Raw genomic sequence first — 14396 nt, 5'->3', positions numbered from 1 at the left:
CTGGGCGGAGGGCTACCCAGATCGACGCTGCTGCAACTGACCTGCCACTGAACTTTCGTCCAGCGCCTTCAGGAACAGCGAGAAGAGCTGCGCCTGGGACGAGATCGACAGCTTCCGGTAGGCGTTCTTGCGATGGACCTTCACCGTCTCGTCGCTGATCTCGAGATTTGCGCCGATCGCCGTGGTCGAATAGCCACGCAGCACCATCGCAATCACCTCGGTCTCGCGCGGGGTCAGTACCCCTCCGGCAATTCGGTCGAGCAGGACCTGCAGAGGGGGCAGGGCGGTCTCCGCCGCATCGTCGCGCGCCTCGCGCGCTGCCGTGACGCCCCAATGGCCGCGCATCAGGGCTTCGATGACGGGCCCCACCTCGGCGAGACGCGCCCGCTCGCGGGCACTGAAAACCGGCTGGCCGCGTTCCCGGGCGAAGCTGATCACCGCGACCCGCTCCGGCCCGATCGCGGCGAAGATGCCGATCTCGTCGCGAATGCCGGTGCGGCTGTAATGCTTGGCGTAATATTCCGACTGGAAGAACTTGTCCGGCGCCATCTGTCGAAGACCGGCCATCCCCGAGCGCCGCCGTTCGGTCTCGGCGTAGAACGGGTCGAGCAGATACGGACCGGTGCAGTAATCCCAGATCACGATCCGCGCCGCATCCGGCGGCAGATTGTGGTAGAGCGATTGCGGCGTCGCGTTGCCCTCATAGGCAAAGACCATGCAAATCTTGTAGGGAAACAGCGTCTCCGTCGCCCGGTCCAGCGCTCGGGCGAACTCTTCGGTCCCCATCGCAGTGATCGCATCTGCGACGCGTTCATTCCATCCTGACATCGTTCCCGGTCTCGCTTTGATCCGCGGCGCCCGTTGCGGGGAACGCGGCATACCCCTCGGGGGGTATTGGTAGGCTCAGCCAAGGCTCTAAGCTGAACCCGATCAGGAAAAAATGGAATGCTGCGGAATGCAAGCTGATACCCCCCATCATGTCGATATGCACGAAATGCTCGATCGGATCGGCGCGCAATATGTGCATATCGGGATTTTCGATCAGGACGGGATGTTCCGCGTCAAACGGGTCGCGCGCGCCAAGGCGGAGAAGCTGGCCCAAGGGGGCTACCCGTTCTGCGATGTGCTCTACAATTGGGATAGCGCCGAGGAAACCTACGGGAGCGGCGACTATACCGATGTTCCGGCGCAGCTTTTCCCCGAGACGGTGCGCGCCTGGCCCTTCGAGGGCGATCAGGCGATCTGCATCGCCGATTATGCGATGCCCTTCGGAGAGCGGTCGGGACGAAATCAATTGATCCGCCAACTCGAGAAAGCGCGAGACATGGGCTTTTCGGTCCATTCGGCTTTTGAGTTCGAGTTCAACCTGCTCGACGAGGACGCGGCGAGCCTGCGCGAAGGCGGGTTTGCTGAGCCCAAGCATTACGCGCTGGGCAATAAGACCTACTCGCTCGAGACGCTGGCGAATGAGCACGAGCTGCTCGATGGGCTCGTGGCGATGATGGAGAGCCTCGGGATCGGTCTCGACGCGCTGCATACGGAACTTGGCCCCGGCTGTCTCGAAGTGCCGCTGACCCATGCGCCCGGGGTCAAGGCCGCCGACGATGCCGCCTTGTTCAAGAACTTCGCGAAGACATACTTCCGGCGCCACGGGCTCACCGCCTGCTTCATGTCGAAGTTGAATGAGAACCTCTCGGGGCAGTCCGGGCACCTGCATGTCTCGCTGCGCAACCTGACCGACAACAGTCCCGCCTTCGTCGATCCCGGCGATGCGGACGGGCTGAGCAAGACCGCCCGGCATTTCATCGCCGGATTGGTCGCCTTGATGCCGGAGATGCTCGCGCTGTGCAGCCAGACGGTGAATGCCTATCGCCGGATGGTTCCGGGGATGTGGGCGCCCACGGCGGCCTCCTGGGCGATCCAGAACCGCACGGTCGCGGCGCGGGTGATGAATGACAGCCCCGATGCGACCCGTGTGGAGTTCCGTGTGCCATCGGCTGATACGAACCCGCATCTGGCCCTGGCGATGTGCCTCGGGGCCGGGTTGTGGGGGATCGAGAACGAGCTCGACCCGGGCCCGCCTGCCTCCGGTGATCAGTATCTTCTGGACCCGTCGCCCGACACCCGTTTCCCGAGCGATCTTGGCATGGCCGCCGAGCGGCTGAACGAAAGCAAAGTCGCTCGGGCGATTTTCGGCGACGTGTTCATCGACAGTTTCGTGCGCGCGCGGCGCCACGAATACGCTTCTTTCCTTCGCCATGTGAGCACTTGGGAACGCGAAAGATACCTAGAGGTCGTCTGAAACAAGAAAACAAAGCTGGCCTTGATCCAACCAACCGGGAGTAAAGAGAGATGACAAAGTCCAAGGGAATACCGATGTTTTCACCCAATCGCCGCACGTTCCTGCAAGGCATGGGCGCGGCAGGGCTCGCGGGGGCAGGGTTGATGCCGCGAAAGGCACATGCCGCCACTTCCATGAAATTCATGTGCTGGGAGGGCTATGACAGCCCCGACATCATCAAGCCCTTCGAGGAGGCGAACGACGTTTCGATCTCGATCGACCTCATCACCGACAGCCCCGGCGGTTTCGCCAAGCTCGCAGCGGGCGCATGGCGCGATTTCGACGTCGTAGCCACCGACAGCCCTTGGGTGCAGCGTATGGGACCGGCCGATATCGGGGAATTCCTGGACGACGCCGAATTCGCCGATGTCTACGAGAGCTTCTACCCCCAATTCCGCGCCCCCTTCGCGCCGCTGGATTTCGACGGGAAGACCACGGGCCTGCCGACGCGCTGGGGCTGGGTCGGGCCGACCGTCAACACCAAGTATGACAAGCTGGAAAACTGGAGCAGCTACGCCCCCTGTTTCGACCCGGCCTACAAGGACAAGATCTGTGTGCTCGACTGGGGCGACTGGCCGATCATGCCGATGGCGCTCTATGCCGGGATCGATCCCTACAAGGAGCTCGACGACGCCGAGCTCAACGAGATCCGCCTCGTGCTGCGCGCGCTCTTCAAGAACACGCGGGCGATCGTCGGAGACCTGTCGGTCGCACAGAAAGGCCTGATGGACGGCTCGTTCAGAACCCTGATCGGGGGCGGCACCTACTGCACCTCGGCGCTGCGCAAGGATGGCCAGAAAGAGATCATGTCGATCGTGCCGGAGCCCAAGGACGGCTTGAACCAGGGCATCATCTGGATGGAAGCGGGCGGGGTCGTGAAAGACCCGGTCGACGACGCCAAGGCGAAGGCTCTGCTGCGCGACCTGACCTCGCCGGAAGTGGCCGTGAAGCTCGCCTGGACCGAAGCGACCTGCAACCTCGTGCCCTCGCAGGAGGCCGAAGCTCTCTTCACCGACGAGCAGAAGGACGTGCTGCAGATGGATTACATGTGGGAGGCCTGGGACAAATCCCACTTCCACAATGTGGCGCCGAATATCGACCAGATGCTCGAAATCTGGTCTCAGGAACTGGCCGCTGCGCGTTGATCTCCCGATTTGCAAGGGCGGTTTCGCCGCCCTTGCTCCCTTTCTGAGACAGGAAGTCCCCCTTGGTTTCTCCCATCATCAAAGCCACCGGAATCGATAAATACTACGGCACCTATCGCGCGCTGACCGACATCTCATTGGAAGTCGCCAACGGTGAGTTTCTGGCGCTCGTCGGGCCTTCGGGCTGCGGCAAGACCACATTGCTCAAGATCCTGGCCGGTTTCGAGGATCTGTCGGCGGGCAGTCTCGTGATCGACGGGGAGGATATGACGGAGATCCCAGCCTCGGCCCGGCCGACGCGGATGGTGTTCCAGAAGCTCGCGCTTTTCCCGCACAAGACCGTTGCGCAGAATATCGGTTTCCCGCTGCATCTGGCCAAACGCCCGAAGCCCGAGATCGACGCTGCCGTGCGCCGGATGTTGGAGCTGATGCATCTCAAGGAGAGCTACCTCAACCGCTACCCGCATGAGCTGTCGGGCGGGGAGCAACAGCGCGTGGCGCTCGCGCGGTCGATGGTGTCGCAGCCGCCGGTGCTGCTGCTGGACGAACCGATGAGCGCGCTCGACGCGAAGCTCAAGAAATCCCTGCAGGCCGAACTCAAGCACCTGCATCGCCATGTCGGGACGAGCTTCGTCCATGTCACGCATGACCTCGAAGAGGCGATGATGCTCGCCGATCGGATTTGCGTCATGCGCGCCGGGAAGATCGTGCAACTGGGCGAGCCGTCCGAGATTTATTACCGCCCCGCGAATGCCTTCGTGGCCGGGTTCATCGGGGATACCAATCTCCTGCCCGCCAAGGTCACCCGAGAGGGCGATGCGTTCCGGTTCGCCTGCGACGTTCTCGATTGCGCAAACCCGATCATTGCCGCCGATCAGGTCGCGCCCGGTGTCGCGGCGGGGGCCGATGCCGCGCTGATGATCCGTCCGGAAATGCTGCGCCTGCTTGCGCCGGGCGAAAGCGCTGACTGCAGCATCACCGGGACGGTGAACGAGTATTTCATCCGGGGCGCATCGATCCAGTATCGGATCGCGGCGGCCGGAACCGAGATCGTGATGGATATCCCCGGCACCTCCACCTTGCCGGCGAAACAAGGCGATCCGGTGAAGCTCGGCCTCGCGCTGGGCGACCTGTTCGCCGTGGAGGCGTAAACAATGGCCGAGATACAGAAATCCTGGCGGGACGGGGCGTTGCGCCTGTCGACCTTGCCTCTCTTGCTGCTGATGGGGTTGTTCTTCGTGATCCCGCTGATCATGACGGCGCTCCTGAGCTTTCAGGGCACGCAATACTATCGGCTTGTCTGGACATGGGATCTGAAGGTCTGGACCGACGTGTTCAGCCAGGTCCATTACTGGACGATCATGTGGCGCACCTTGATGATGGCGCTGGTCTGCACGGTGCTCTGCACCATCCTCGCGATCCCGATCGCTTATGGCATGCTGCATCGCCTGTCGCGCTGGTCCGACCATATCACCCTCTTGATGGTCTTCGCCTTTCTCACCGACGCGGTCCTGAAGACCTTCGGTTGGGTGCTGTTTCTCGACCGCTCCGGCGTGTTGAACGGCACGCTCGAGGCGATCGGATTCCCACCGGCCGCGGTGAACGTGCTGTTCACGCCGAACGCGACGATGATCGGCATGGTCTACAACCTGCTGCCCTACACGATCTTCACCATCGCGCTCTCCATGGCGCGGATCGACGGCGATCTGGTGCTCGCGGCACGTGATGCGGGCGCCTCGCGGCTGCGCGCCTTCATCGAGGTGACCTTGCCGCTTGCCAAGCCCGGTATCTGGGCGGGGGCGGTTCTGGTGTTCGTCCTCAGCCTCGGCGTCTTTCTCGAGCCGAAGGTGATGGGGGGCGGGACCTCTCCGCTCGCGGCGGAACTGATCCGACAGAGTTTCGAGACCCGCGTGAACTGGCCCCTGGGCGCGGCGCTGACGCTCGTGCTGATCGTGATCGGGGCGGCGGCTTTGACGGTGGCCGGAGCGGTCGCGCTCTGGCAGGCGCGGAGGGTGGTAAATGACTGATCGCATGGAAAAGCGAATTGCGGATGTCCTGCTTTACGGCTCCGTGATCGCCGCGCTGATTTTCTTCTACATCCCGATTGCCACGCTGGTGCTGTTCTCCTTCACCAAGAGCCGCTTCCTGTCCTGGCCGATCCCCGAATTCTCGACCCGCTGGTATGGCGAGTTGCTGGCGGATCGCGATTTCTGGTCCGCGCTTGGCAATTCGGCGCTTCTCGCGGTGCTCGCGACGGTCTTCGCGACGCTTCTCGGCATCGGGGGCGCCTTCGCCTGGAGCCGCTACAAGTTCCGCTTCCAGTGGGGCTTTCGCATCCTGACCTTCGCGCCGCTTTTGTTCCCGCAGCTTCTGCTGGGCGTCGTGATGCTCTTGTGGTTCTCGGTGCTGGCCGGCTGGCTGAACATGTCGCCCGGGCTTTGGTCTGCGGTGATCGGGCATGTCATCTACATCACGCCGTTCTGCATCGTGATCATCTCGGTGCAGATGCAGGGCTACGACAACACGCTCGACTATGCCGCCGAGGATGCGGGGGCGACCCGCTGGCAGATCCTGCGGGAGATCACGCTTCCCCTGATCTGGCCGGGAATCTTCTCGGCCGCGATCTTCGCCTTCCTGCTATCGTGGGGGAATTTCTACATCACCTACAGCCTCTCGGGCTCGACGCGCACGCTTCCGACCTTCGTCTTCTCGGGGATCGCGGTGGGGTCGTCCCCGATCTACCCGGCCCTCGCCACGCTGACCTTCATCCCCGCCTTGGTATTGATCTTCGCCGTCGACAGGTTGCGCAAACGCGCCGCCCGTCGCCGCCTGAGCGCGATTGCCGAGAGCTGATCACTTCGACAGGACCTTCCCATGGGTGAATTCGATTTTGCGAGCCTCCACGCGCGCTGGAGTTTCCCGACGCAAGTCTGGTTCGGAGCCTGGCGCCTGTCCGATCTTCCCGCAGGCCTGGCGGAGATCGGTGCGAAGGCACCGCTGCTGATCACCGACAGGGGCCTCGCCACCTCTTCGATCGTAACGCAGGCGCTGGAGATCGTGAAAGCTGCAGGCATGGAGCCCGGGTTTTTCCATGACGTGCAGCCGAACCCCACTGTGGAAAATGTCATGGCGGGGCGGGAGATCTTGCGCAAAGGCGGCCATGATTGCGTCATCGCGCTTGGTGGGGGCTCCGCGATGGATGCTGCCAAGGCGGTCGCGATGATGGCGGGGCAGTCGCGCGCCCTGATGGATTTCGAGGATGTCGGCGACAACTTCCGGCGCGTTCAGACCGAGGGAATGGTGCCGGTCATCGCCGTTCCGACAACGGCAGGGACGGGTTCCGAATTCGGCAGATCGTCGGTGATCACCGATACCCAGACCCATCGCAAGGTCATCATCTTCCACCCCGAGATGCTGCCGGAGCTGGTCATCCTCGATCCCGAGCTGACCGTTGGCCTGCCGCCCACTCTGACGGCTGCGACCGGTATGGATGCGCTTTCGCATGCGCTGGAAGCGCTCTGTGCGCCGGGTTGGCACCCGATGGCCGATGGCTTGGCCCTGACGGCATTGAAGATGATCGACGGGGCCCTCGCGACGGCCTACTGGGAGCCCGAAAATCTCGAGGCGCGCTCGAACATGATCGTCGCCTCCGCAATGGCCTGCACGGCCCTGCAAAAGGGGCTCGGCGCGGTTCACGCCTTGGCGCATCCGTTGGGCGCGCGTTACGATGCGCATCACGGAATGCTCAACGCGGTGCTGATGCCCCATGTGCTCCGCTTCAACCTGCCTGCCGTGAGAGAGCAGATGGCGACGCTCGCGCATGAATTGCGGCTCGAGGGCGGCGATCCCGGCGCGGCGGTTCTTGCCTGGCTCGAGGCGTTGCAGGCGCGCATCGACATGCCTTCGACGCTGAGCGAAATGGGCGTGAAGGTGAATGACAGTGATATTCCCGATCTGATCGCCGATGCGTTGCGCGATCCGTGCGCCGGAGGCAATCCGATCCGCTTGGACGCGGAAGGGGTCGAGCAGATCTTGCGGGCCGCACGCTGACTGCCGGGCTGCGGCGCATGCGATCCTCAAGGCATCGGGGGGCGGCCTGTCGTCGCTCGGCGTCGGCCTTGTCGTGCTGCCCGGCTACAATCGGCCCGAGAACGATCGCGCGCGTGCGGGCCCTGCGCGGGAATATGCATTCCGAAGATATTGAACCGCTTATCGATCACCCGGACTTCGTGGTGGTGCTGAGGGCTCTGGGAGAGCTCCAGTTCGGGAGATCGCACTTCCAAGGCGCACGGGGCAGGGCCTAAGGGGCGCCTCCCAACTCAATTTGACATCGATGACATTTCTGATTATGACATCGATGTCTTTTGGGAGTCGCGGGGTTTTCTCTGCGTTGGAGGGGCCGTCGTGTCGACGATTTACGATGTAGCAAAGCTGGCTGGCGTTTCGCCGAAAACGGTGTCGCGCGTCGTGAACGGGGATGCGCCGGTCGGCAAAAAGACCCGCGAGAAGGTGGAAACCGCCATTCGCGAGTTGAAATATGTCCCCTCGAGCGCGGCACGCATGATGCGCTCGAATCGGTCGGGTCTAATCGGCGTCGTGACGGGGGCGATTTCGCGCACGGCCGAGCTGTCCGACCCCAAGGGTCTGCCCGATCTGTTCATCCTTCAGGGCATTCAGCAGGTCGTCGCCGAGCGCGATCTGACCTTGATGATCGCGGATACGGCCGGACAGATCGACAAGGTTCCCGCGCTCCTGCGCACGTTTCAGGAGCATCGGGTCGAGGGGCTGATCTATGTCGCCGACTATCACAAGCGGGTGGCGTTCGAGACCGCGACACCGGCTTGCCCGCTCGTGCTCGCAAACTGCTACGACGCCCATGGCACCCCGGCGATCGTGCCCGACGACAAGGCGTGCGAGAAACGGCTCGTCGAGCGTCTGACCGCGCATGGCCACAGGCGCATTGCCTATCTGACATTCGATCCCGCGATGGATGCGGTGCCGCTGCGCATCGAGGGGTATCGCGAAGCGCTTGAGGCTGCGGGGATCGCCTACGACCCCGCGCTCGTATCGACAGGCTACCCGATCAACACCGAATTTCTGCACCGGTGGCTCGACGAGGCGCTCGACCGGATCCTCGCCCTGCCGGAACCGCCAACAGTGATCTGCTGCGGCAATGACGAGATGGCGATGCAGCTTTACGGATTGCTGCGCACCCGCGGCATCCGTGTCCCGGAGGATATCTCCATCGCCGGTTTCGATAATTACCGTGCGATCGCAGAGACCCTCTACCCGCCGCTGAGCACGGTCGAACTGCCCTATGCCGAGATGGGCAGGCAGGCGGCCGAGCTTTTGCTTTCCTTGATCTCGGAGGAGGCATCCCGTCCGCACGACCCTGTGCGGGTGGCGGGACGCGTATTCTGGCGCTCCTCCGTGACCGACCTCGAACTCGAAAGCCAGACATCCAAGGGAGGATGACATGAAACTATTGAATGTGACGGCCGGGGCGGTCATTGCCGCCACCGGGTTCTGCAGTGCTGCCTTCGCGACCACCGATCTGACGATGTGGTATCACGGTGCAGGCAACAAGGTGGAGAGCAAGATCGTCCACCAGATCATCGACGACTTCAATAAGAGCCAGTCGGACTACAAGGTCGCGCTGCAGAGCTTCCCGCAGAACAGCTACAATGACTCGGTGACGGCAGCAGCCCTTGCAGGCAACCTGCCCGACATTCTCGACATGGACGGGCCGATCATGCCGAACTGGGCTTGGTCGGGCTATCTGCAGCCGCTGCCGATCCCGGAAGATCACTTCAAGGATTTCCTGCCCGGCACCAAGGGCGTCTATGACGGCAAGCTCTACTCGATCGGGCTGTGGGACGCGGCGGTCGCGCTTTATGCGCGCAAGTCCACGATGAAAGAGCTGGGGCTGCGCCCGCCCACGCTCGACAAACCCTGGACCAAAGACGAGTTCATGAGCGCGCTCGAAGCCGCGAAGAAGAGCGGCAAGTTCGACTACGCAATCGATCTGGGCATGTCGGACAAGGGCGAGTGGTATCCCTATGCGTTCCTGCCCTTCCTGCAGAGCTTCGGCGGCGGGCTGGTCAACCGCGAGACCTATGACACCGCAGAGGGCGTGCTCAACGGCGATGCCGCGATCGCATGGGGCAACTGGTGGCAGTCGCTGTTTACCGAAAAGCTGGCGCCCGGCACCAGCCAGGACCCGGCAGCCCATGAAACCGGCTTCATCGACGGCAAATACGCCTTCTCGTGGAACGGCAACTGGAATGCGGTCAAGACGATGGACAAGGTCGACGATGTCGAGTTCCTGCCCGCGCCTGATTTCGGCAACGGTTCCAAGATCGGCGGCGCGTCCTGGCAGTTCGGCATCTCGGCCAGCTCCACGGCTCCCGAGGGTGCGGCGGAGTTCATCAAGTTCGCGACGCAGGACAAGTACCTGGCGGAGTTCTCGGATGCGCTCGGCCTGATCCCGGCGACCAAGTCGGCCGCGCAGATGACGAAGAACTACAAGACGGGCGGTCCGCTTGCAGTGTTCTACGGCCTGTCCGAGGCGCAAGCCGAGAAACGTCCGGTGACGCCCGGCTACGTCGTCGACTCCAAGGTGTTCCAGAAGGCCGCCGCGGATATCGCGGACGGGGCTGACGTGATCGACACGCTCGATTCCGCCACCGACCAGATCAACGCCGATATCAAGCGCAACGACGGCTACAAGAAGAACTGAGCCGCTGTGCCGCGGGGGCGCGCGATTGCCGCGCCCCCGCCTCCAACTTCAGACCGGGAGACCGCGCCATGCGCTCGTCACTGACTTCCGCCAATCGGGCGGGATGGGCCTTTGCCCTGCCGGGCATCGTGCTGATCCTCGCCTTCATCATCACGCCTTTCTTTCTGGGCGTCGGCTTCTCGCTGACCAACCAGCGGCTGATCTCGCCCAATGCCACGCGTTTCGTAGGCCTCGAGAACTACCGGGAAATGCTCAACATCGCGGTGGTCGACCTTCAGGCCAAGACCGATAGCGCGGGCAAGACCGTCACCGATGCCGATGGACAGGCCGAATTTCCCCGCCTGCGCTCCATCACGCGCAACCCCGACACGCCGCAATATCACGGCATGCAGGAATGGTTCCGCTGGGTCTCGGGCGACACGGCGCATGTGGTGATCGCAAGCGACGTCGTCTTCTGGAAAGCGCTGCTCAACACCTGCATCTTCGTGCTGATGGTCGCACCGATCCAAGCCGCGATCGCGCTGGGTCTCGCACTGCTGATCAATCAGAAACTGCGCGGGATCACGATCTTCCGCACCATCTATTTCATGCCCGTCGTCGTCTCGATCGTCGTCGTCTCGCTGCTCTGGCGTTTCATCTATTCGGGGCAGAACGGGCTCTTGAACAACATGCTGTCCTTCCTGAGCTTCGGGCATTTCCAGCCCGTCGACTGGCTGGGCAATCCACATACCGCGCTTGGCGCAATCATCACGATGTCGATCTGGCAGGCGGTGGGCTTCCACATGGTGATCTGGCTTTCCGGGCTGCAGACGATCCCGCCCACGCTTTACGAGGCCGCTGCGATCGAAGGCTCGTCGAAATGGCAGACCTTCCGCTATGTCACCTGGCCGGGGCTGCGCCACACCGCCGTGCTGGTGCTGATCGTGATCACCATGCAGGCCTTCGCGATCTTCGCCCAGATCGACGTCATGACGAAGGGCGGCCCGCTCGACTCCACCCAGACGCTGGTCTTCCAGGCCGTGCAGCGCGGCTACGGGATGCAGAACATCGCGGGCGGCTCGGCGATCTCGGTGATCCTGTTCCTGATCGTTCTGGTGATTTCGATGATCCAACGCTGGCTGACGAGGGAGCGCTGAAATGAGTGTCATTGGTTCCGATAACCGCAATCTGCGGCTGGGTGTGCGCTATCTCGTGCTGATCCTGATCGCGCTGATCTTCGTTCTGCCGCTGCTGTTCATGGTGATGTCCAGCTTCAAGCCCAGCGACGAGCTGCTGCGCGACACGTCGAGCCTGCGCGCCTTCCTGCCGGTGGGCCAGCTCAGCCTCGACAATTACACCGGCGCCTTCGAGCGCGCCCCGGTCGGGCTCTTCGTCTTCAACTCGATCTTCGTGACCGGCACGACCGTGCTGCTGTCGCTGGTGATCTGTTCGCTCGCCGGGTTCTCCTTCGTCTTCCTGCAATGGCGCGGGCGCGACGTGATGCTCTCGATCATTCTCGCGACCTTCATCGTGCCGTTCGAGACGATCGCGATCCCGCTTCTGCTGGAAGTGTCGAAATTGCCCTGGCTGGGGCTGGACGGGCTCAGCTGGGGCTGGCTCGACAGCTACCGCGTGCAGATCATCCCGTGGATCGCGGACGGGCTGACGATCTTCCTCTTCGTGCAGTATTTCAAAGGCCTGCCCGGTGAGCTGATCGAAGCGGCCCGCGTCGAGGGCGCAAGCTGGTTCCAGATCTATCGCCGCGTGGTGATCCCGCTCTCGGGGCCTGTCATCGCGACCGCTGCGATCCTGAAATTCCTGATCATGTACAACCAGTATCTCTGGCCGCTGATCGTGGTCCAGCAAGAGCAGTATCGCCCGGTGATGGTCGGCCTGCAGTATTTCTTCCAACTCAACCCCGCCTGGGGGGAGATCATGGCTTACCTGACGCTGATCACGGTGCCGGTTCTCGCCTTCTATCTCGTGCTTCAAAAGGCGTTCATCGCCTCCATCGCCTCTACCGGCGTGAAAGGATAATCCGACATGGTTCTCGCACTCGACAAGCAATGGGTCTGGGACAGCTGGTATGCCCATGATGGCGAACGCTGGCATGCCTGGTTCCTCAAGGCCGACAAGTCGCTCGGCGATCCGGACCTGCGCCACTTCAACGTGAGCCAGGGCCACGCGGTCTCGGACGACCTGATAAGCTGGCAGCATCTGGGGACGTCGCTCGCCCCGGCTCCGGCCCCGGCCTGGGACGATCTGGTCACCTGGACCGGGTCGGTGCTGCGCGACGATGACGGGCTGTGGCACCTGTTCTACACGGGCGGTCGGCAGTCTGAAGACGGGCTCTATCAGCGCATCGGTCATGCAACCTCGCATGATATGCATAATTGGGACCGCGTGGGCGACGGGCTCTGCCTCGACCTGACCGGCCCCAATGCCGCGCAGTACGAGGCAAAACATATGGTCGGTCACTGGCACGACCGGGCGATGCGCGACCCTTGGGTGATGCGCGACCCCGCAGGCGATGGCTGGCTGATGTATTTCACCGCCCGCGCCCCCGGCATCGAAGAGGCGAACGCGGCCGGGGCCATCGGCTTCGCCACCTCGCCCGACCTGATCCACTGGGAATTGCAGCCGCCGGTCTTCGTCGGCGGGTTCGGCCAGCTGGAAGTGCCGCAGGTCTTCGAGGAGAGCGGGCGCTGGTATTGCCTGTTCTGCACCGCCGCCGAACATTGGAGCCGCGCGCGCATCGCGGACACCGGCATGACCCCGGTGACCGGCAACCACTACCTGATCGCAGACGACCCGCGCGGGCCGTGGCGGATCGCCCCCGGCTTCCTCGATGGCGCGAACCCGTGCCGGCGCTATGCCGCGCGTATCCTCAAGACCGCCGAGGGTCTTGTGATCATGGGGTTCGACGACAACGGCCACGACCATTTCGTCGGCCAGATCCGCGACCCGGAGCCCGTTCTCGTGGATGCGGAGGGTTATCTTCACATCGACCCGGATGCCGAGCAGGGAGGGAAATGACATGGCAGACATCAAGCTGCGCGGCCTGCGAAAGAGCTATGGCGCCCATGAGGTCATCCGCGGAGTCGATATCGACATCGCCGATGGCGAGTTCTGCGTCTTCGTAGGCCCCTCGGGCTGCGGGAAATCCACGCTGCTGCGGATGATCGCCGGGCTCGAGGACATCTCGGGCGGCACGCTGGAGATCGACGGCGAGCGCGTCAATGACGTGCAGCCCCGCGAACGCGGCGTGGCGATGGTGTTCCAGAGCTACGCGATCTTCCCGCATATGAGCGTGCGCGAAAACATGGCCTTCGGCCTCACCATCTCGGGCGCCTCGAAGGCCGAGAAGGCGGAGAAGGTGCAGCGCGCCGCCGAGATCCTGCAGATGGAGCATCTGCTCGACCGTCGCCCCAGCCAGCTCTCGGGCGGCCAGCGCCAGCGCGTCGCGATCGGGCGCGCGATCACCCGCAACCCCTCGGTCTTCCTCTTCGACGAGCCGCTCTCGAACCTCGATGCGGCGCTTCGGATGGACATGCGCATGGAGATCGGAAAGCTCCACAAGCAGCTGGGCGCGACGATGATCTACGTCACCCACGATCAGGTCGAGGCGATGACGCTCGCCGACAAGATCGTGGTGCTGCGCGACGGGCTGGTGATGCAGTCGGGCTCGCCGATGGAGCTCTATCACAACCCGGCCAACCGCTTCGTCGCCGGCTTCCTCGGCGCGCCGTCGATGAATTTCCTCGAGGTCGAAGTCCTGGAGGCCGACAGTGAAAACGCCAAGGTCGCGCGCCACTCCATGGACCCGATCGTCGTGCCCGTGCGCGGTCGTAAATTCGCCCCCGGCGACACCGCCCTGCTGGGCCTGCGCCCGCAATACGTCACCCCCAGCACGCCCGATGAGGGCGTCCTGCACGGTCAGGTATCGCTCGTCGAGCGGCTGGGCAGTGAAACGGTTGTCGATCTGGCGATGGCGGACGGCACGAGCCTGATCGCCGCCTTCAGCGAGGACAAGCAATTCGAACGCGGCGAACGGATCGATCTGGCGTTCGACCCCGCCCGGACGCATCTGTTCCACCCCGACGAGTGAGGGGTGGCACCCATCGGCCCCGAAAATATCCTCCCGAAGGACCTGAGGTCGGCCAAGTTCGAACACTCAAAACGACCCCCTCAG

The 14396-nt window shown here is 63.3% G+C and carries 13 protein-coding genes; 12 read left to right on the top strand and 1 reads right to left on the bottom strand.

The window, feature by feature from the left end:
- Window positions 1-12 precede the first annotated feature (12 nt).
- Window positions 13-828, bottom strand: a complete 816-nt coding sequence (locus tag BMI85_RS04670; protein ID WP_168174733.1) for a helix-turn-helix transcriptional regulator — start codon at window positions 826-828, stop codon at window positions 13-15.
- A 127-nt stretch (window positions 829-955) separates the two neighbouring features.
- Here BMI85_RS04670 and BMI85_RS04665 point away from each other — a divergent pair, with 127 nt between their 5' ends.
- From BMI85_RS04665 to ugpC, 12 genes are all read left to right on the top strand, one after another.
- A complete protein-coding gene (locus BMI85_RS04665) occupies window positions 956-2302 on the top strand; it encodes a glutamine synthetase (RefSeq protein WP_078599673.1) in 1347 nt (448 codons plus the stop codon).
- Window positions 2303-2376: 74 nt separating this feature from the next.
- Window positions 2377-3486: an extracellular solute-binding protein gene (locus tag BMI85_RS04660; protein WP_158522092.1), complete on the top strand. Its 1110-nt coding sequence runs from the start codon at window positions 2377-2379 to the stop codon at window positions 3484-3486.
- A gap of 62 nt (window positions 3487-3548) precedes the next feature.
- Window positions 3549-4637 (top strand): ABC transporter ATP-binding protein, encoded by a 1089-nt coding sequence (locus tag BMI85_RS04655; RefSeq protein WP_078599670.1) that lies wholly within the window; start codon window positions 3549-3551, stop codon window positions 4635-4637.
- Between the two features lie 3 nt (window positions 4638-4640).
- On the top strand, window positions 4641-5513 hold the full coding sequence (locus tag BMI85_RS04650; protein ID WP_078545692.1) for an ABC transporter permease: 873 nt from the start codon (window positions 4641-4643) through the stop codon (window positions 5511-5513).
- Window positions 5506-6339 carry an ABC transporter permease gene (locus BMI85_RS04645; protein ID WP_078539980.1) on the top strand — a complete coding sequence of 278 codons (834 nt, stop codon included), beginning with the start codon at window positions 5506-5508 and terminating at the stop codon, window positions 6337-6339. The genes BMI85_RS04650 and BMI85_RS04645 overlap by 8 nt, the downstream gene beginning before the upstream one ends.
- Before the next feature lie 21 nt (window positions 6340-6360).
- Window positions 6361-7536: an iron-containing alcohol dehydrogenase gene (locus BMI85_RS04640; RefSeq protein WP_078599668.1), complete on the top strand. Its 1176-nt coding sequence runs from the start codon at window positions 6361-6363 to the stop codon at window positions 7534-7536.
- 354 nt (window positions 7537-7890) lie between these two features.
- Complete coding sequence (locus BMI85_RS04635; protein ID WP_078545697.1) at window positions 7891-8961, top strand: LacI family DNA-binding transcriptional regulator; 1071 nt, start codon at window positions 7891-7893, stop codon at window positions 8959-8961.
- Window position 8962: 1 nt separating this feature from the next.
- Window positions 8963-10225 carry an extracellular solute-binding protein gene (locus BMI85_RS04630; RefSeq protein WP_078599666.1) on the top strand — a complete coding sequence of 421 codons (1263 nt, stop codon included), beginning with the start codon at window positions 8963-8965 and terminating at the stop codon, window positions 10223-10225.
- A gap of 68 nt (window positions 10226-10293) precedes the next feature.
- The gene (locus tag BMI85_RS04625; protein ID WP_078545702.1) at window positions 10294-11361 is read left to right on the top strand and encodes a sugar ABC transporter permease; all 1068 of its coding nucleotides are present in this window, start codon (window positions 10294-10296) and stop codon (window positions 11359-11361) included.
- A 1-nt stretch (window position 11362) separates the two neighbouring features.
- Window positions 11363-12241 (top strand): carbohydrate ABC transporter permease, encoded by an 879-nt coding sequence (locus BMI85_RS04620; protein WP_078519936.1) that lies wholly within the window; start codon window positions 11363-11365, stop codon window positions 12239-12241.
- Window positions 12242-12247: 6 nt separating this feature from the next.
- On the top strand, window positions 12248-13240 hold the full coding sequence (locus BMI85_RS04615) for a levansucrase (RefSeq protein WP_078599663.1): 993 nt from the start codon (window positions 12248-12250) through the stop codon (window positions 13238-13240).
- 1 nt (window position 13241) lies between these two features.
- Window positions 13242-14312, top strand: coding sequence for a sn-glycerol-3-phosphate ABC transporter ATP-binding protein UgpC (ugpC, locus tag BMI85_RS04610; RefSeq protein ID WP_078599661.1), 1071 nt, complete (start codon window positions 13242-13244; stop codon window positions 14310-14312).
- The last annotated feature ends 84 nt before the right edge of the window (window positions 14313-14396 follow it).

The sequence above is a fragment of the Thioclava sp. DLFJ4-1 genome, from assembly GCF_002020145.1.
Classification (GTDB): Bacteria; Pseudomonadota; Alphaproteobacteria; order Rhodobacterales; family Rhodobacteraceae; genus Thioclava; species Thioclava sediminum.
The sequence above is the reverse complement of the archived record's forward strand: the minus strand, read 5'-3'. Positions and strand labels throughout refer to the sequence as shown.